The organism is Serinicoccus kebangsaanensis, from assembly GCF_008919445.1.
Taxonomy (GTDB): domain Bacteria; phylum Actinomycetota; class Actinomycetes; order Actinomycetales; family Dermatophilaceae; genus Ornithinicoccus; species Ornithinicoccus kebangsaanensis.
This window is the reverse complement of the sequence record NZ_VSLG01000015.1, coordinates 70,229-88,492: the sequence shown is the minus strand read 5'-3', so window position 1 is coordinate 88,492 and position 18,264 is coordinate 70,229. Positions and strand designations below refer to the sequence as shown.

The 18,264-nt window shown below is 72.1% G+C and carries 15 protein-coding genes; 1 reads left to right on the top strand and 14 read right to left on the bottom strand.

Going from position 1 to position 18,264, the window contains the following annotated elements; genetic code table 11:
• Positions 1 to 293 precede the first annotated feature (293 nt).
• The 4 genes from tyrS to argR form a co-directional block, all read right to left on the bottom strand.
• A complete protein-coding gene (tyrS, locus tag FXF60_RS14225) occupies positions 294 to 1,556 on the bottom strand; it encodes a tyrosine--tRNA ligase (protein WP_151526628.1) in 1,263 nt (420 codons plus the stop codon).
• 63 nt (positions 1,557 to 1,619) lie between these two features.
• Complete coding sequence (locus FXF60_RS14220; protein WP_151526627.1) at positions 1,620 to 2,279, bottom strand: DNA-3-methyladenine glycosylase; 660 nt, start codon at positions 2,277 to 2,279, stop codon at positions 1,620 to 1,622.
• A 30-nt stretch (positions 2,280 to 2,309) separates the two neighbouring features.
• On the bottom strand, positions 2,310 to 3,731 hold the full coding sequence (argH, locus tag FXF60_RS14215) for an argininosuccinate lyase (RefSeq protein WP_151526626.1): 1,422 nt from the start codon (positions 3,729 to 3,731) through the stop codon (positions 2,310 to 2,312).
• A gap of 30 nt (positions 3,732 to 3,761) precedes the next feature.
• Positions 3,762 to 4,253, bottom strand: a complete 492-nt coding sequence (argR, locus tag FXF60_RS14210) for an arginine repressor (RefSeq protein WP_151526638.1) — start codon at positions 4,251 to 4,253, stop codon at positions 3,762 to 3,764.
• A gap of 90 nt (positions 4,254 to 4,343) precedes the next feature.
• On the opposite strand from argR, the gene FXF60_RS14205 reads away from it, so the two are divergent.
• Complete coding sequence (locus tag FXF60_RS14205; RefSeq protein ID WP_151526625.1) at positions 4,344 to 4,742, top strand: MmcQ/YjbR family DNA-binding protein; 399 nt, start codon at positions 4,344 to 4,346, stop codon at positions 4,740 to 4,742.
• Positions 4,743 to 4,770: 28 nt separating this feature from the next.
• Here the strand turns inward: FXF60_RS14205 and FXF60_RS14200 are convergent, their stop codons facing one another.
• From FXF60_RS14200 to FXF60_RS14155, 10 genes are all read right to left on the bottom strand, one after another.
• Positions 4,771 to 5,703, bottom strand: coding sequence for a phosphotransferase (locus FXF60_RS14200; RefSeq protein ID WP_151526624.1), 933 nt, complete (start codon positions 5,701 to 5,703; stop codon positions 4,771 to 4,773).
• Positions 5,700 to 6,476, bottom strand: a complete 777-nt coding sequence (locus FXF60_RS14195) for an SDR family oxidoreductase (protein ID WP_151526623.1) — start codon at positions 6,474 to 6,476, stop codon at positions 5,700 to 5,702. The genes FXF60_RS14200 and FXF60_RS14195 overlap by 4 nt, the downstream gene beginning before the upstream one ends.
• Complete coding sequence (pheT, locus tag FXF60_RS14190) at positions 6,473 to 9,010, bottom strand: phenylalanine--tRNA ligase subunit beta (protein ID WP_151526622.1); 2,538 nt, start codon at positions 9,008 to 9,010, stop codon at positions 6,473 to 6,475. Before pheT ends, FXF60_RS14195 begins: the two co-directional genes overlap by 4 nt.
• Complete coding sequence (gene pheS, locus FXF60_RS14185) at positions 9,010 to 10,116, bottom strand: phenylalanine--tRNA ligase subunit alpha (protein ID WP_151526637.1); 1,107 nt, start codon at positions 10,114 to 10,116, stop codon at positions 9,010 to 9,012. The genes pheT and pheS overlap by 1 nt, the downstream gene beginning before the upstream one ends.
• Positions 10,117 to 10,535: 419 nt before the next feature.
• Positions 10,536 to 11,351 (bottom strand): TrmH family RNA methyltransferase, encoded by an 816-nt coding sequence (locus FXF60_RS14180; protein WP_151526621.1) that lies wholly within the window; start codon positions 11,349 to 11,351, stop codon positions 10,536 to 10,538.
• A gap of 36 nt (positions 11,352 to 11,387) precedes the next feature.
• Positions 11,388 to 11,774 carry a 50S ribosomal protein L20 gene (rplT, locus tag FXF60_RS14175; RefSeq protein WP_151526620.1) on the bottom strand — a complete coding sequence of 129 codons (387 nt, stop codon included), beginning with the start codon at positions 11,772 to 11,774 and terminating at the stop codon, positions 11,388 to 11,390.
• 48 nt (positions 11,775 to 11,822) lie between these two features.
• Complete coding sequence (gene rpmI / locus FXF60_RS14170) at positions 11,823 to 12,017, bottom strand: 50S ribosomal protein L35 (protein WP_022925542.1); 195 nt, start codon at positions 12,015 to 12,017, stop codon at positions 11,823 to 11,825.
• A gap of 85 nt (positions 12,018 to 12,102) precedes the next feature.
• Entirely contained in the window at positions 12,103 to 12,672 is a 570-nt protein-coding gene (gene infC / locus FXF60_RS14165; protein WP_437440874.1) for a translation initiation factor IF-3, read from the bottom strand.
• Positions 12,673 to 13,030: 358 nt separating this feature from the next.
• Complete coding sequence (locus FXF60_RS14160; RefSeq protein ID WP_238335872.1) at positions 13,031 to 17,320, bottom strand: S8 family serine peptidase; 4,290 nt, start codon at positions 17,318 to 17,320, stop codon at positions 13,031 to 13,033.
• Positions 17,321 to 17,601: 281 nt separating this feature from the next.
• Positions 17,602 to 18,087: a winged helix-turn-helix domain-containing protein gene (locus tag FXF60_RS14155; RefSeq protein ID WP_202879647.1), complete on the bottom strand. Its 486-nt coding sequence runs from the start codon at positions 18,085 to 18,087 to the stop codon at positions 17,602 to 17,604.
• Positions 18,088 to 18,264 lie beyond the last annotated feature (177 nt).

The following is an 18,264-nucleotide window of genomic DNA, read 5'->3' as shown; positions in this document are numbered from 1 at the left end:
CACACGCATCATGGCACAAACAAAATGGCATCAAAAAACAAACACGCTGTTGAGTTCTCAAGAATCGGACACACACCATGATCCAAGCGCTTTCGCGCCGTGATGTCCGCGGCTTTCTCCAAGGCTACGCACCCTGACTTCTGCGAGTCAAATCCGCCTGGGGCGTCTGCCTCGGTGGTCGGGATGCGCGGTGCCGAACCCGGGACCGGCCACCTGTCGGTGTCCGTGCCTCCCTGTCGGTGCGGCGAGGGTCAACTCTAGGTCACGACCTGAGGGCACCACAAATCCGCAGGTCAGGAAGCCTTTCGTGCCGCGGCCAGGCTCTTGCGGCCACGCCGGAGGAGCGCCACCTGGCCGTGCAGGAAGTCGGGGTCGCCGAGCCGCTGCTCGACCTCCTCCACCTTGGCGTTGTTGACGCTCACGCCTCCCTCGCCGATCAACCGGCGGGCTGCTCCCTTGCTGTCGGCCAGGCCGGTCGCGACCATTGCGTCCACGACCGGCGTCCCGACGGCCACCGCCGCGCCGGGCAGCTCTGCCGTGGCGTCGCGGAGGGTGCTCGGCTCCAGCGCTGCGGGGTCACCCTTGCCGAACAGCACCTGGCTCGCGGTCTGCACCTGCTCCGTGGCGGCAGGGCCGTGGACCAGGGTGGTGACGTCGGCGGCCAGCGCCCGCTGGGCCTCGCGCAGGTGGGGTCGCTCTCGTGCGGACTCCTCCAGCGCCTCGACCTGCTCCGCTCCCCGGTCGCTGAAGACGCGCAGCAGCTTGCCGGTCTCGCTGTCGGCGACGTTGATCCAGTACTGGTAGAAGGCGTAGGGGCTGGTCATGTCCGCGGACAACCAGATCGCGTTGCCCTCCGACTTGCCGTACTTGTTGCCATCCTCGTCGGTCAGCAGGGGCGTGGTCAGCACCTGCACGGACTCGCCCTCGACCCGGTGGATGAGGTCCACGCCCGCGGTGAGGTTCCCCCACTGGTCCTGGCCCCCGGTCTGCAGGGTGCAGCCGTACTCCCGGAACAGGTGGAGGTAGTCCAGCCCCTGCAGCAGCTGGTAGCTGAACTCCGTGTAGCTGATGCCGTCCTGGCTCTCCAGCCGTGCCGCGATCGCGTCCTTGCGGATCATCTGGTTCACCCGGAAGTGCTGGCCGATGTCACGGAGGAAGTCGAGGGCGCTCATCGGGGCCGTCCAGTCCAGGTTGTTCACCATGATGGCCGGGTTGGGTCCGTCGAACTCCAGGAACGGCTGCACCAGCTCCTGGATCCGGGCCACGTTGGCCGCGGCCTCGTCCTTGGTCTTGAGCACCCGCTCCGCGGACGCCTTGGGGTCACCGATCAGCCCGGTGGACCCGCCGACCAGGCAGATGACCCGATGGCCGGCCCGCTGCAGGTGCCGCAGCACGACGAGCTGCACCAGGTTGCCGAAGTGCAGCGAGGGCGCGGTGGGGTCGAAGCCGCAGTAGACGGTGACCTGCCCCGCGCCGAGTGCCGTGCGCAGGGCGGTCTCGTCGGTGGTCTGTGCCACCAGGCCGCGCCACTGCAGCTCGTCGAGGATGTTCGTCACCGCTCCGGGTCCTTCCGCTGGAGGAGGCGCGGCGCAGCGGCCGCACCAGGTCGAGTGCTCAGCCTAGTGCCGCGAGGTGGCGCGGCTCGGGAGACGTGCGGCGCGGTATGCCGACACCGACGGCTCGGACCGGAGCCAGAACCGCCAGGGGAAGCGCTCGGCGCTGCCACCGGGCCCGCTCACGCCCACCCGCGGGCCGCGACGCACCTCCCCCGGCGCCGGAGCCGGCCCGTGCCGGAGGTCGACCGGTCCCCCGACCTCGAGCAGGTCCACCCCGTCGTGGTCCGCGCCGAGCCCAAGGGCCCGGGCCAGGTTCCCCGGACCTCGGGCCAGGTCGCGTCCCGGCACGACGCCGGAGCGCACGGCCAGCCGGCGCGCGCGCGCGACGCGAGCTCCGTCCACGACCTCACCCGCCCGCAGCAGCACCGCCGAGGCGCTGCCCGGCTCCCCCGTGACGACGTTGACGCAACGGTGCACCCCGTAGCTGAGGTAGACGTACAGGTGCCCCGCCGCACCGAACATCACCTCGGTCCTCGGGGTCGGGCCGCGGAATGCGTGCGACCCCGGGTCCTCCTGGCCGGCATACGCCTCGACCTCGGTGAGCCGCACCGTGACGCCGTCATGGGTCAGCAGCGAGCCCAGCAGCCCGGGCGCCACCTGCAGGACGGGAAGGGCCAGCGCGTCCCTCGTCCAGCGACGTCCGGGCTCGCCGGAGACGGTCATGACGGGCTCGCGCGCGGGCACGGTCGTCGCTCAGTCGCGGATCGCCGGCATCTCACCGACCCAGTGCCGCAGCTGCGCGATCTGCTTGAGCAGGTGCGCACGCTGCTCGGTGACCCGCACCGGCGCGGTGCCCCCGTGGGCGTTCCGCGAGGCCAGCGAGCCCGGCACGGTCAGGACGGAGCGCACACCGGGTCCCAGGTGCTCGCTGATCGCCCGGAGGTCCTCGTCGCTGAGGTCCTCGAGCCCGATCCCGCGCTCCTCGCAGGCGCGCACGCAGGACCCAGCCACCTCGTGGGCCACCCGGAACGGCACGCCGTCCCGCACCAGCCACTCGGCGACGTCCGTCGCCAGCGAGAAGCCCTGGGGCGCGAGCTCCTCCAGCCGCTCGGGATGGAAGGTGAGGGTCGCGACCATGCCCGAGACCGCGGGGAGCAGCACCTCGAGGGTGTCGACGGCGTCGAAGACGGGCTCCTTGTCCTCCTGGAGGTCCCGGTTGTAGGCCAGGGGCAGTCCTTTGAGCGTGGCCAGCAGGCCGGCCAGGTCCCCGATGAGTCGTCCGGACTTGCCCCGGGCCAGCTCCGCGACATCCGGGTTCTTCTTCTGCGGCATGATGCTCGAGCCGGTGGAGAACGCGTCGTCCAGCGTCACGAAGCCGAACTCTGCCGTCGCCCAGAGGACGACCTCCTCGCTCAGGCGGGACAGGTCCACCCCCACCATCGCCATGACGAAGGAGAACTCGGCGGCGAAGTCACGCGCCGCAGTGCCGTCGATGGAGTTCTCCGACGCCCGCGGCATACCGAGGTCGTGGGCGACCGACACCGGGTCCAGGCCCAGCGAGGACCCGGCCAGGGCGCCGGAGCCGTAGGGCGAGACCGCCGCCCGCCGGTCCCAGTCGACCAGCCGCTCGACGTCCCGCAGCAACGCCCACGCGTGCGCCTGCAGGTGATGGGCCAGCAGCACCGGCTGCGCGTGCTGGAGGTGGGTGCGACCGGGCATCGCGACCTCCGGGTGCGCCGCCGCCTGGTCGACCAGGGCCTGGACCACCGCCAGGACCTTGCTGCCGAGCAGCCTGGCCTGGTCCCGGAGGTACATCCGGAACTGTGCCGCGACCTGGTCGTTGCGGGACCGGCCGGCACGCAGGCGTCCGCCGACCTCGGGACCGGCCCGGTCGATGAGGCCGCGCTCCAGCGCTGTGTGGACGTCCTCGTCGGTCTCGGCCGGGACGAAGGCACCCGAGTCCACGTCCTGCCGGAGCCGGCCCAGACCCTCCAGCATCGTCGCCAGGTCCTCGTCCGACAACAGGCCGGCGCGGTGCAGCACCCGGGCATGGGCCCGCGACCCGGCGAGGTCGTAGGGCGCCAGCCGCCAGTCGAAGTGGGTGCTCTTGCTCAGAGCGGCCAAGGCATCACTGGGGCCGCCGGTGAAGCGGCCTCCCCACAGGCTCACGGTCATGGAGTCATTGTCCCCGACGACCGTCGGCCCTCAGTGCTCGGGCTCCGCCGCGAGGCCGAGCAGCCGCTCCGCCGTGCCCGGACCGCCGTCGGGGAGGGTGGTGATGACCAGGATGGTGTCGTCGCCGGCGATCGTGCCGAGGATGTCCGGGGCGTCGCTGCGGTCGATGGCCGAGGCCAGGAACTGCGCCGCCCCGGGCGGTGTCCGCAGCACCACCTGGTTGCCGACCGAGCGCGCGCTGACCAGGAGCTCCTGGCACAGCCGTGCGAGCCGGTGGCTGACCTCGACCGCGTCCTGCGCGGGACGCGGCGTCGCGTCCCCGCCCTCGCCGGGCACGGCGTAGACCAGCTGCCGCCCCCGACGCACCTTGACCGCCTCCAGGTCCACCAGGTCGCGCGACAGCGTCGCCTGGGTCACGGTGATGCCGTCCTCGCCGAGCAGGTCGAGCAGCTGACCCTGCGACCCGACCGCGTGCCGCTCCAGCAGGTCCGTGATGCGCTGGTGGCGCGCCGCGCGGGTCATGGGTATGGAGGTCACGATGCACGACTATACCGTCCACTGCATGAGTATGCGTTCGCCTCGAGTGTCGGTGGGACCGACTAGCGTCCGGACATGGCGCACCCGCTCATGGTCGATCTCGACAGCCCGATCCTGACCCGTCTCCGGGCCCTCTGCCTGGCGCTGCCCGGGGCGGCGGAGAAGATCAGCCACGGACACCCGGCCTTCTACACCGACAAGGTGTTCGCCTACTTCGGGGCCTCGATCAAGGTGGACGGTGCCTACCAGCAGCACCCGACCTCGCTCGTGGTCAAGCCCCACCCGGACGAGGCGCAGGCCCTGCTGGAGGAGCCCCGCTGCTACCGACCCGCCTACCTGGGACCCAGCGGGTGGGTCGGTGTCGACCTCGACGACGAGACGGACTGGGAGGAGGTCGCCGAGCTGGTCGAGGAGTCCTACCGCGCGACGGCGAGACGGCGGTTGGTCGCCGAGCTGGAGGCCCGCACCGCCTGACTCCCAGGTCCGGGCCGCGAGGCACCGGTCAGCGCCCGTCCCACAGGGCCTGCAGCAGCCGCACCGCCGCCTCACCGCGCGACTGCTGGAAGGCGCGCAGCGTCGGCAGACCCGGCGTCGGGGGCCGTCGGGCCGCGTCGAGGAGGAAGCCGCCGAGACCGGCGACGACCCCGGTGACGTCCTCGTGGGTGGCCCCGAGGGCCTCGATCGCGGGGAGGTGCCGCCCAAGGTCCACGGCACCGGCCCACCACACGTCGACGAGGAGCGCGCTGGCGTCGAACCACGGGGCGCCGCGGCTGGCCCACGGCCAGTCCACGACGCGGACCCGGCCGTCGCGCTGGACGAGCAGGTTGTCCGCCCGGGTGTCGGTGTGGGCGATGGACTCCCCGGACAGCCGGGCGCTCGTCCGTCGGGACAGGTCGTGCAGCTCCTCGAGATGGCCGGCGACCCACGGGTCGAGCCCGTCCGGCGCGACCTGCCGCAGCCGCGCCCAGCTGGCGAACTCCACCTCCAGCTCGTCCCCCAGGTCCGGCCACGAGGCCGGCGCCCGGTGCCGGCCGATCTCGCTCAACGCGGCCATGGCCGCCTCCAGGTCGGCATCGGTCCAGGGCTCGTGCGGATGTCGCCCGTCGACCTCCTCGGTCAGGAGAGCGACCCAGGTGCCGTCGTCGTAGGCGGCGATGAGTGCGGGCGCCACCTCCACGCCCTCGTCCGCGAGGCTGCGCAGCACCGCCACCTCCCGTCGGTGCAACCCAGGCGTGTCGGGGTTCTGTGCGGTGCTCACCGCCTTGACGAAGGCCCGGCGCCCGCCCGCCGTCCCCACCCGGTCGGCGGAGCCGGGAGAGAATCCCGCGGGCTGCGAGACGGCCGTCGTGACCGGCGCACCGAGCGCCGCCGCGGCCCAGCGGTGGAGGTCCTCCGGCAGCTCCGACCACGCCAGCCGGGTACCGAACTCGCTCATCGCGAGCCGGCGACCGGGTCGTCCTCGCCCCACGGCATCAGCCGCAGCATCCGCGCCTCGTCCGGCAGTCCGTCGGCCGACGCCGACCTCGCACGCAGCGTGTCGAGGTCGTCTGCACCGGCACGGACCATCCGCCCGGAGAAGCCGTCGAGCTCGCCCGCGGCGAAGGCGAGCAGCAGGTCGGCGACGTCCGCGGGCGCGGTCCACTCGGTCCGCCCCTCGTGCATCCGCATCGAGTGCGTCATGTCGGTCTCGACGACGCCGGGCGCGAGGTCGAAGGCCCGGACGCCGTGCTCGGCGCCGGCCAGGGCCACCCCACCGGTGATCCGGGCGAGGGCCGACTTCGACGCGCAGTATGCGGTGAGGTCGGCCCGCTCCCGGGTCCCGGCACCGGAGTTGATGTTGATGACCCGACCGCCGCCGGCGGCGATCATGTGCGGCACGACGGCCCGGGTCAGCAGGTAGGGCCCGCGCACGTTCGTGACCATCACCTGCCACCACTCGTCGACGTCCGACTCCCACAGCGGGACCTCGGTCTCGATCAGGCCGGCGTTGTTGACCAGCAGGTCGATCCTTCCGTGCCGCCGGAGCACCTGCTCGACCCCGCGGGCGACCTGGTCGGCGTCGGTGACGTCGCACGGCATACCCTCGGCGCCGTCGTCGACCGACCCGGACCGGGACATCCCGACCACGGTCCACCCGGCCCCGAGCAGCGTGCGCGTCGCGAGCGCACCGATCCCTCGGGACGCCCCGGTGACGAGGGCGACCTTCACCGCTGCACCGCCCCGTGGTCCTGGCTCGCCCGTGCCACCGCCGCGTCCCGGGCGGTGTTCACCTCGGTGGTCGTCAGGGTCCGGTCCGGCGCACGGAAGTGCATCCGGAAGGCGAGCGAGTGCCGGTCCTGCGACACCTGGTCGCCGGTGTAGACGTCGAAGAGCTCGATGGCCTCCAGCAGCTCCCCCGCCCCGGCGCGCAGGGACTCCTCGACGTCGCCGTAGCGCACCCCACGAGGGACCTCGAGGGAGACGTCGGAGGTCGCCAGCGGATGCGTGGACAGCGGGGCCACCTGGGTGCGGTGGTCGCTCGCGGCCACCAGGACGTCGAGGTCCAGCTCCGCGGCGCTGGTGCGCGCGGGGAGGCCGAGACGCTGCACCACCTGGGGGTGCAGCTCGCCGGCCCACCCGACCCGGGTCCCGTCGGCCAGGACCAGCTCGACGCACCGGCCCGGGTGGAACGGCGCCCGCTCGGCCTGTCGACGCTCGACCGGCACGCCCAGGGCGTCCGCGACGGCGTGCGCCCAGCCGACGACGTCGACGACGTCCACCGGGCGGCCACGACCCCACCAGCCGGCACGGTCGGCCTGACCGGCAGCCATCACCGCCACGTGCCACGGCTGGGCCGGGACGGCGGCCCGGATCTCGGCGAGCACCTCGTCGGAGGGCAGCTCCCCGACCCCTGGCACCGGGGCCTGGAGCTCTCCCGCCGGCTGGGTCACCGTGTCGATCTCGAACAGCGCCACGTCCCTGCTCCCGCGGGACACGTTGCGCAGCACGGCCTCCGGGAGCGTCTGCAGCAGGGCGGTCCGCAGCAGCGGTGCCTCGTCGGACAGGGGGTTGGCGAGCCGGGTGGTCCGCCGGTGCGGATCGTCCTCGGGCAGACCCAGCTCGTCGAAGCGGTCGGCACCCACGAACGGATAGGTCAGCACCTCCTGCAGCCCCTGCCCGGCGAGGGCGGTGGCGACCGCCCTCCGGGAGCGCTGGGCGTGCGTCAGCCCGCGACCTCCGACGGCGCGGGGCACCACGGAGGGGATCTTGTCGTAGCCGTCGACCCGGGCGACCTCCTCCACCAGGGTGGGTGCGTCGGTCAGGTCTGGCCGCCAGCTGGGTGGCAGCACCGAGACCCGCTGCGGATCCTGGGTGTCCACCACCTCGCAGCCGATCAGCGTCAGCAGCGCACGCACCCGGTCGAAGGAGTAGTTCACCCCGACGTAGCGGGTCGCCATGGTGAGGTCGAGATCGATGGCCGGGCGGTCCGCGCGCTGGTCGACGTCGGCGATCGCCGGGTCGGCGGTGCCGCCACCGTGCTCGACCAGGAGGTCGACGGCCAGCTGCGCCGCGGCCGCGGTGACGTCGGGGTCGACGCCCCGCTCGAACCGCTTGGCGGCCTCGCTGGACAGCCTGTGCCGGCGGGCCGTGCGACCGACGGTGCGGGCGTCGAAGTGGGCGGCCTCGATCAGCACGTCCGTGGTCTGCCCCGGGGTCACCTCGCCGTCCTCACCGCCCATGACGCCGGCCAGGGCGAGGATGCGCTCGCCGCCGTCGGTGATCAGCAGGTCCTCCGGGTCGAGCGCGCGATCCACGTCGTCCAGGGTGGTGAGCCGCTCCCCGGGGCGGGTGCGGCGCACCACGATCGGCCCGGTGAGGGTGTCGAGGTCGAAGGCGTGCAGCGGCTGACCGAGGGCGAGCATGACGTAGTTCGTCACGTCCACGGCCAGGCCGATCGGACGCATCCCCGCCTCGGTCAGCCGGCGTGCCATCCACTCCGGGGTGGTGCGGGTCAGGTCGATCCCGCGCACGATCCGTGCCAGGTAGCGGTCGCACCCCGGCACACCCTCGAGCGGCGCGTCGTCCGCGAGACGGACCGCATACCCCTCCCCGACGCCGGGATCGACGGGCAGCGAGGCGGGGTCGGTGAATGCGGCGCCCGTGGAGTGGGAGTACTCGCGGGCGATGCCGCGGATCGAGAAGCAGTAGCCGCGGTCCGGGGTGACGTTGACCTCGACGGTCTCCCGGTCGAGTCCGAGCACCCGGATCAGGTCGTCACCGGGTGACAGCCCGGCGACGACCTCCGCCGGGAGCAGACGGGGCAGCACCAGGATCCTGTCGTGGTCCTCACCGATCCCCAGCTCGCGGACCGAGCAGATCATGCCCGCCGAGATGTGGCCGTAGGTCTTCCGCGCGCTGATCGTGAGCGGACCCTGGGGGGTCGTCAGCGTGCCGCCCGGCAGGATCACCGCGACCAGGTCGCCGACGGCGAAGTTGTGCGCGCCGCACACGATGCCCTGCGGCTCGCCGGTGCCGTTGCTGTCCCCCACGTCGACCTGGCACCAGTTGATGGTCTTGCCGTTCTTCTGCTCCTCGGGCGTGAGCTCCAGCACCCGCCCGACCACGAGCGGGCCTCCGACGCCGCTGGTGTGCAGGCCCTCCTCCTCCAGGCCCACCGCCACCAGGTCGGCGGCGATCTGCTCGCCGGTGACACCCTCGGGCAGCGCGACGTACTCACCCAGCCAGTCGACCGGAACCCGCATCAGATCTCCATCCCGAACTGCGCGTTGAAGCGCACGTCTCCCTCGATCATCTCCCGCATGTCCGCGATGCCGTGGCGGAACATCGCGGTCCGCTCCACCCCCATGCCGAAGGCGAAGCCCTGGTAGCGGTCCGGGTCGACCCCGCACGCGCGGAGGACGTTCTGGTTGACCATCCCGCAGCCGCCCCACTCGATCCAGCCGGTGCCGCCGCACGTCCGGCACGCGGGGTCGGTGGCGACGCCCCGGCAGACGAAGCAGCGGAAGTCCATCTCCGCGCTGGGCTCGGTGAACGGGAAGTAGGCCGGGCGGAGGCGGCTGACGATGCCGGGGCCGAACATCCCCTCGGCGAGCCGGTCCAGGGTGCCCTTGAGGTGGGCCATGGTCAGCCCCTCGTCGATGGCCAACCCTTCCAGCTGGTGGAACACCGGGGTATGCGTGGCGTCCAGCTCGTCGGTCCGGAACGTCTTGCCCGGCACGGCGACGTAGAGCGGGACACCGCGCTCGATGAGCGAGCGCGCCTGGACGGGTGAGGTGTGGGTGCGCAGCACCAGCCCGGCCTTGGCCGGGTCGACGAAGAAGGTGTCCTGCATCTGCCGGGCCGGGTGGTCCTTGTCGAAGTTCAGCGCGTCGAAGTTGAACCACTCGGCCTCGACCTGGGGGCCTTCGGCGATCTCCCAGCCCATGCCGACCATCGCGTCCGCCATCCGCTCGGCGGTCACGGTCAGGACGTGCCGACGGCCCAGGGGGCGCCGCCCCGGGGCGACCGTCAGGTCCATCGCCTCGTCCACGAGGATGCGCTCGTCCCGCTCCGCCTCCAGCTCGACCTGCCGCGCGGCCAGCGCCTGGTTGACCTTCCCCCTCGCCTGGCCGACGAGCTTGCCCGCCGCGGCCTTCTCCGAGCCCGGCAGCCCACCGATCGCCCGGTTGGCCAGGGCCAGCGGGGACCGGTCACCCGCGTGGGCGAGGCGGGCCTGCTTGAGCTCGTCGAGGTCGCCCGCCGCGCCGACGGCGCGCAGCGCGGCCGCGACGTGCCCCTCGATCGACTCCTGGCTCAGGTCCTGCGCGCCGCCCTCGCCGGCACTCCCGTCACCGTCGGGGGCAGGCATACCGTCGGTCGGATCGGGGGCATCGGCTGCAGACACGGCGGCCAGTCTAGGTGCGAGCCCGGCGGACCCTCGACCGGGTTTCGTCCGACACTCCACCGAGCGTCGCCTGTGGTTGCCACACGGCCCACCGGGCGTCGCCCGTGGTTACCACACGGCCCACCGAGCGTCGCCCGTGGTTGCCACACGGCCCACCGGGCGTCGCCTGTGGTTGCCACACGGCCCACCGGGCGTCGCCTGTGGTTGCCACACGGCCCACCGAGCGTCGCCCGTGGTGACGCCAGCCCTCGATCAGCAACCATGAGCGACGCTCGGTCCGGTATAGGACAACCACGAGCGACGCTCGGTCCGGTATAGGACAACCACGAGCGACGCTCGGTCCGGTCCAGGACAACCACGAGCGACGCTCGGTGGGGAGGGGGTCAGGAGGGGCGGGAGCTCGCGGAGGCGTGCAGGCAGACGGTGGCGGCCATCGCCAGGTTCAGCGACTCCGCCCGCGCGATGGGTATGCCCACGCGCTGGTCGCACGCGGCGAGCACCTCGGGCGACAGTCCCCAGGCCTCGTTCCCCATCACCCAGGCGTGCCGGCCGGTGAGGTCGGCGTCGGGGAGAGCAGTTTGGCCCGATCCGTCCGCGGCCAGCAGCCGGATGCCGGCCGCGCGGCACTCGGCCAGCACCTCCTCCACCGGCGCGCCCACGCTCACCGGCAGGTGGAAGAGCGCGCCGACGGTGGACCGCACCACCTTGGGGTTGTAGACGTCGACCGAGGCATCGCTGACGAGGACGGCGGCCGCGCCGAAGGCGCTGGCCCCGCGCAGCACGGTCCCGGCGTTGCCCGGATCCCGCACGTGCGTGAGCACCACGGCGAAGTCGTGCTCCCCCACCGCACCCAGCGCCGCGGACAGCGGCACGTCGATGGTCTCGGCGACCGCCACCACCCCCTGCGGCGACCCGGTGTCGGCCATCGTCTCCAGCACCTGCGGGGTGCACGTCCAGCGGGGCACGTCGGCCTGCTCCGCGGCCGCCAGCAGCTCGGGGTGCCGCTCCCCCGCCACCTCGGTGGCGTAGAGCGCCCGTGCCCGGCCGGGGGCATACCGCAGCAGCTCCCGCACCGCCTGCGGACCCTCGACCAGGAAGGTGCCGGAGCGCTGCCGGGCAGCACGACGCCCCAGCGCGGCGACCTGCCGGACCCGCTCGCTGCGAGGGTTGCTCAGCAGCGGGTGGGCATCGGCGGTCATGCGCTGGGGCGTCGGTGGACGCTCAGGCCCTGCGGCTCAGGCCGCGGAGCCGGCCTTGCTGCCGGTCGCGGGCACGTTGGCGCGGGAGAGCTCGACGAGGGCGGCGAAGGCGGCCTCGTCGTGCACGGCCAGCTCGGCCAGCATGCGACGGTCGACCTCGACACCGGCGGCCTTCAGGCCCTGGATGAACCGGTTGTAGGTCATGCCGTTGGCGCGCGCCCCGGCGTTGATGCGCTGGATCCAGAGACGGCGGAAGTCGCCCTTCTTCGCCCGGCGGTCGTTGTAGCTGTAGACCAGGCTGTGGGTGACCTGCTCCTTCGCCTTGCGGTACAGCCGGCTGCGCTGTCCGCGGTAACCGCTGGCGCGCTCCAGGACGACCCGGCGCTTCTTGTGGGCGTTGACCGCCCGCTTCACGCGTGCCACGTGAGTACTCCTTGACTAGTTCGGTGGGGAAAGTTCAGGGGGACCCGGTCAGAGCCCGAGCATCTTCTTGACCTTGCGGACGTCGCTCGGGGCGACCTCCTTGTCGTTCACGAGCCGGCGCGCGGCCTGGCTGGTGCGCTCCTGGAACTTGTGCACGTGGCGCGCGCGCTGGTGCATGATCTTGCCGGAGCCCGTCACGCGGAAGCGCTTCTTGGCACCGCTGTGGGTCTTCATCTTCGGCATGGGCCGATCTCCTTCGCTCGTCTCGCCCGGTGTCGGGCGTTGTCCTGTCACGTATGCCGTGGGGCCGGGCCGTGGGCCCGGCGCCTCACTGCGGGTCTGGGGTGAGGGTGGCCTCGTCGGTCGCGGGCGTCTCGGCGGCGTTCTGCGCGCGCTCGGCGTCCCGCCGCTTGGCCTGGCGGACCTGGGCCTTCTTGGCGGTCGGGCCCAGGACCATCACCATGTTGCGTCCGTCCTGCTTGGGCGCGCTCTCCACGTGACCCAGCTCGGCCACGTCCTCGGCCAGCCGCTGCAGCAGCCGGAACCCGAGCTCGGGGCGGGACTGCTCCCGGCCGCGGAACATGATGGTGACCTTGACCTTGTCGCCGGCCTTGAGGAACCGGACGACGTGCCCCTTCTTGGTGCCGTAGTCGTGGTCGTCGATCTTGGGGCGGAGCTTGATCTCCTTGATGACCGTGTTGACCTGGTTCTTGCGGGCTTCCCTGGCCTTCATGGCGGCTTCGTACTTGTACTTGCCGTAGTCCATGAGCTTGGCGACCGGGGGACGTGCCATCGGGGCCACCTCGACCAGGTCGAGGTCGGCCTCGGCCGCCAGCCGCAGCGCGTCCTCGACGCGCACGATGCCGACCTGTTCCCCGTTGGGGCCCACCAACCGCACTTCCGGGACCCGGATGCGGTCGTTGATGCGAGGCTCGCTGATGTGCCTGCTCCTTCGTCGTCGTGTCTGACCCGACCCCGGGCACCAGAAAGGCCTCCTGGCACCTGGTGCGCAAGAGGCCCCGTCCCTCGGTCACGTCGTCGCCCGAGCGGTATGCCCGGACCCGACTCCCGGCTGGACGCCGGGGACCGATCTGACCCGGCGACCTGAGGTCGACGCGGGTGGGGGCTCAGGGCCCCTCTTGCACGTCGGGCACGCTCGCGCCCGACTGGTCACCCAGCATGATAGCAGACGGGTGGCCCGCCCCGACCGTGGTCGAGACGGGCCACCCGGCACCGAGGGGTCGCTCAGCGACTCCTCAGCACCCGATCTTCCGGAGGGCGAAGTCCTCCGTCACGATCCGTCCACGCGGCACCCGGATGTCGTCGACCGTCGGACGGTAGCCGTCCTTGGCCACGATGGCCTGGTACCGGTCGGTGAGCACCCAGTAGGCGTACGAGCCGTCCTCCTCGGTGATGAGGCTGTAGCCCGGGTGGTCACCGCTGTTCGGGGTGAGGTCCACCACCGCGCCGCTGAGCCCGACCCGCGAGGTGTCGCACTCGACACCCTCGACCGTGCCCTGCATCTTGCCCCAGTTCCGAGGCGGCGTGACGTTCATGGTCACGTCGATCGGGTCCAGGTCCTGCGGGGTGCTGGTCCGGATGCCGATGCCGGCGGTGTAGGTGCCCGGCTGCGCCACGTTGGCGTCCGTGGTCACCCGCACCCGCACCCGCTCGCCGGGCTCGACGGTGAACTCCATCGGGTCCACCGTCATCCAGGCGACGTCGGCGCCGGTGGCACCGCAGTCGTCGTAGCCGGGCAGCTGCTCGGCGACGTCGATCGGGGTGAAGCCACCGGTCGAACCGCCGACCTTGGCGATGCCGCAGGCGGCACCTCCGCGGTAGACGGCCGCGCTGCTGGCCGGCATCTCGACCCAGGCGCCGGTGGCCCCGTCGAACGCGAAGCTCGCGTTCGTCACGGCACCGCCCTGGACACCACCGTTGACGACCAGGTGACCGTTGGCACCGGCCGACTGGGCCGCCCACACGTCGACCGGAGCGTCCGGCAACGCCGTCCAGGCGTCGTCCGCCGGGTCGTAGGCGTAGGCGGTCGTGATGCCGGCGGCACCGTCGTTGCCGCCGACGCAGATCACCTGGCCGTCGACCCCACCGCAGGAGGGGAAGGCCACGGCGACCGGGTAGTCGGCCAGCTGGGTCCAGCTGTCCGATCCGGCGTCGTAGGCCATCACCGCGTTGCTGGTGGGCAGGCAGTCCGCCGTGGTGCAGCCGCCGACGGAGTAGAGCATCCCGTCGACCACTGCCGTCCCGGCCGCCGAGACCGCGACCGGGGCGTCCGCCCCGCCGGTCCAGGCGTCCGCACCCGCGTCGTAGACGTGGGTGGCGGTGGCCACGCCACCGTCGACCCATCCGCCGGTGGACACGATCTGCCCGTTGACAGCGGCTGCCGTCACGGCCGAGGCCGCCTCGGGCAGCGGGGCCACGGCGGTCCAGGCCATCGCCTCGGCGTCGTACCGGTTGACGTCCGCGAACGCGGCCGAGCCGGTGGTGCCACCGAGGGTGTACCAGGTGCCGTCGAGGTTGACGACGCGGTTGTCCATGGCGACCCGCGGGTAGTTGCCCAACGGGGTCCACGGGTCCGCTGCGACCCGCTTCGGGTCGGCCGCTCCGGACCTGCCCATGCCGGAGGCCGCAGCGGCGAGCGAGGTCTCCACGTCGAGCGTGACCACCTCACCGCCCGCACCCTCGGCGCTGGCGCCCATCTTCTCCCGGCTGCCGTCGACCCGGAGGATCTCGAACTCGCCGGCCTGCTCGGACAGCGTGACCTCGGCCTCACCGGAGCCGGTGTTCGTGAAGGTCACCCGGTGGCGACGCTCCGAACCCAACGGCTGGTAGACCTCGATCGACTCCGTGTCCACGACGACGAAGCCGGAGCCGAGGGTGAAGTCGGCCCGGACCGCGTCGGCGTGCTCCACGGTGACGTCCTGCGTCGCCGACGAGTAGCCGCGAGCGGTGGCCTCGAAGGGGTGCGTCCCGGGGTTGGCCGAGAACATCCAGTAGAAGCCGTCGTCCAGGTTGTCGTCCGCCGGGGTGGCAGCCGTGAGCGCGGACTCCTCCGGGACGTCGAGGTTGGTCACCGTGGCGCCCACGACGCCGGTGCCGTCCTCCTCGGAGTAGACGTTGCCCACGACGTAGCCGCCCTCGCCGGAGGGCGAGCAGACGCGGTTGCCGAGGAAGACGTCGTCGACCTGCCACCACCAGTCGTACTCCGCCTGGTACATGTGGAAGGCCACCTTCACGTCGGCCTGACCGGCCGCGTCGGGCAGCGGGACGACCTGCTCGTCCGGCCCACGGACGGATGCGTCCTGGGACAGCACCGTGGTCCAGGTCTCGCCACCGTCGAGGCTGAACTCGACGTCGGCCAGGTCGTCACCCAGCGCGTTCCAGTCCTGCCGGAAGCCGACGACCGGCTCGGAGAGGTCGGACATGTCGGCGCTGGGACTCACCAGCGCACTGTCCTGCACACCGCTCGATCCGTAGAAGTCGGAGTCGAGGATCGCGAAGTTGCCCTCGCCGCCGGTCATGTTGTCCCGACCACCGGGGTTGTCGAAGGCCCAGACCTCGCCGGTCTCGGCGTAGTCCACGACCTCCCAGCCCTCGGGTGCGGTGGTGTCGTCGAAGCTCTCGGTCACACCGTCCACGACGTACTCGTAGCCGGGGGCGATGCAGGTGGCCGAGTCGACCGGGACCTCGACGTCGACGGCGTCACCGGAGGTGGCCTCGACGGTCGGGGTGGTGTAGCCCGGGTACTGCACCTGGACCGTGAGCTCGAAGGTCTCCCCCTCGGGGAGGTCCAGCGAGAACTCGCCCGTCTCCGGGTTGGTGAAGGTCGCCGCCGGCGTTCCCTCGGCACTGACGCGGGCATACAGCGGGAAGCCGTAGCCCGACCCGTCGGTGACCGTGCCGGTGACCGCACTGCTCGGCACCGGATCCAGGGCGGCGTCCACCGTGGTGGTCTCGCCGGCCGTGATCGTGGCGCTCGCCGTCGCGGTCGCGTAGCCGAACTTGCTCATCGTGAGCTCGTAGTCACCCGCGGAGAGCTGGGCCTCGTAGCTGCCCTCCTCGTCCGTGAGCAGGCTGCGCTCGATCGGGCCCATGACGTCCACCGAGGTGTCCGCCAGGGGGTCGCCGCTGGAGGCGTCGGTGACCGTGCCCTCCAGGGTGCCGGCGTCGCCGATCGGCGCCGAGTTCACCAGCTCGAGGGCGTCCAGCCGACCCTCGCCGAAGACGTTGTTGTCCTCGGCCGTACCACCGCACTGCAGGTCCTCGGTGTTGACGGCAGAGCCGTCGAGCAGACCTCGGGTGCCGTCCACGTCGCCCACCAGGGCAGGTGCACCGGACCAGGCGAGCGCGACAGCGCCCGCCACGTGCGGCGACGCCATCGAGGTGCCCGAGTAGACGGCATACCCGTTGCCGGGGACCGAGGACCGGACCGCGCTGCCGGGTGCGGAGATGTTCGGCTTGATCTCGCCGTCCTGACCCGCGCCGCGTCCGGAGGTGCCGGAGATGGTGTGGCTGCTGTTGTAGTTGCCTACGGAGTAGGCGACGATCCGGCTGCCCGGTGACCCTGCGCTCTCGCAGGCGGGACCGGTGTTGCCGTTGGCGAAGACGCCGAACTGACCGCTCGCCGCCCAGGCCTCGATGATGTCCTCCATGAAGGGCGCCGTCGAGGGGGCCTGGGTGCCCCAGCTGTTGTTGATGACGTGCGGGCGCTTGGAGACGTCCGGGTTCTCACCCTCGAGGTCCCGCGGCTCGAGCATCCACTCGCCGGAGGCGATCAGTGCCGCGTCGGTCGGGCAGCAGCCGTTGGCGGCGATCCAGGTCGCGCCCGGCGCCACCCCCACCTGGTTGTCCCCACCGTCGTCCCCGACCATGGTGCCGGTGACGTGCGTGCCGTGCCCGTCGTTGTCGGCCGGCGCGTCCGGCGAGGTGCCTGCCGCGTCGAACCAGTTGTAGTTGTGGTCGAACGTCCCGTCACCGTTGTTGCCGCGGTAGGCGTTGACGAGAGCCGGGTGGTCGAACTGCGCCCCCGTGTCGATCGAGGCGACGACGACCCCCTCGCCGCGGATGCCGAGGTCCTCCCACACGGCCGGGGCGTTGACGTCGGCCACCCCCCACTCGACGGCCGCGGGGGCCATCTGCTGGTCCTCCTCCTTGAGGTCCGGCACGTCGATGGTCAGGGTCGGGTAGATCCCCTCGACCCCACCGGCCGAGGCCATCGAGGTGACGAGGTCCAGGTCGGCGCCGCCGACCCGGATCGAGTTGGTGGCCCAGAACGCCTGGTAGTCGACGTCCTCGGCGTCCAGCTGCCCCTTGAGGTCGGCCTGGCTGGCCTTGGCCGACGCCTTCAAGGCATCGACGACCGCCTGGCCCCGCTTGTCCCAGTCGGTGATGGTGGAGAACTGGTCCAGGTCGGGGCGGTCCGCGAACCGCACCCACACATCGGCACGCCCCCCGCCCGCCAGCTCTTCGTCGACCTGGGCGTCGATCTTGTCCTTCAGACTCGGCTCGAGCGCCCCGGGAGCCGCCACGGCCGGGACGGTGGCCGCCAGCCCTGAGGCAACGAGGGCGCCGGCGGCAAGGCTTGCCCACCAGCGTCGTCGCGGATTCGAATGCATGAACTGTCCTCTCGGTTGAGATGGATGCCTGGTGACATACGTCACCCCGACCCGTCGAACCTAGGGATCCGGGCGTGCGCAGAACAACGACAGAACGTGTGCAACACGTGCACAAAATGGGTAGTTGATGGGGGCCCGGACCCACCCGGACAGCGCAGGATCGACGCCCGTTCGGACGCCGATCCTGCGAGCTGTCACAGACTCCTGAGGGCACCTCCGCGCGGGCGCTCCGGCGCGGGCGCCAGGGGTGCGAGGCGGAAGCCGATGCCCCGCACGGCGGCGAGGTGCACCGGTGCGGAGATGGCCTCGAGCTTGATCCGCAGCCGCCGGACGACGGCGTGCAGGTGGGAGCAGTCTCCGGTATACGTCGTCCCCCAGACGATCCGGGTCAGGTCGGCGAAACCGACGACCTTCCCCGGCTCCCGGAGCAGCGTCTCCAGCAGGCCGTACTCGAGCGGGGTGAGCGACTCCGCCGCGGGCGGGTTGAGCACGCGGCGGCTGTCGGCGTCGAGCCGCAGCCCCTGTCCTCGCGTGCTGTCGTCGCTCTCGGTCACGACGGCCCGAGGCGTGGCGTGCAGCGCCTCCCGGGCCTCGGCCACCGAACCGACGACGAGGACGCTCCCCGGCCACCCCATCTCGACGAGCCGGTCGAGGTGCTCGATCGTCGCGTCGGAGAGCACGACCACGAGTGGCGCGTCGCCATCGGTGCCACCGCGGGGTGCGGGCGCGCGGGCCGGGATGGCGGACTGTCCGCTCGGTACCCCCACTACGGGCCTCTCGTTGCCGACACCACCCCTGCTCAGGTGCTTGCCCTCCACGCTAGGAGGGCCTGGACGGGGTCACAAGGGCATTGACCA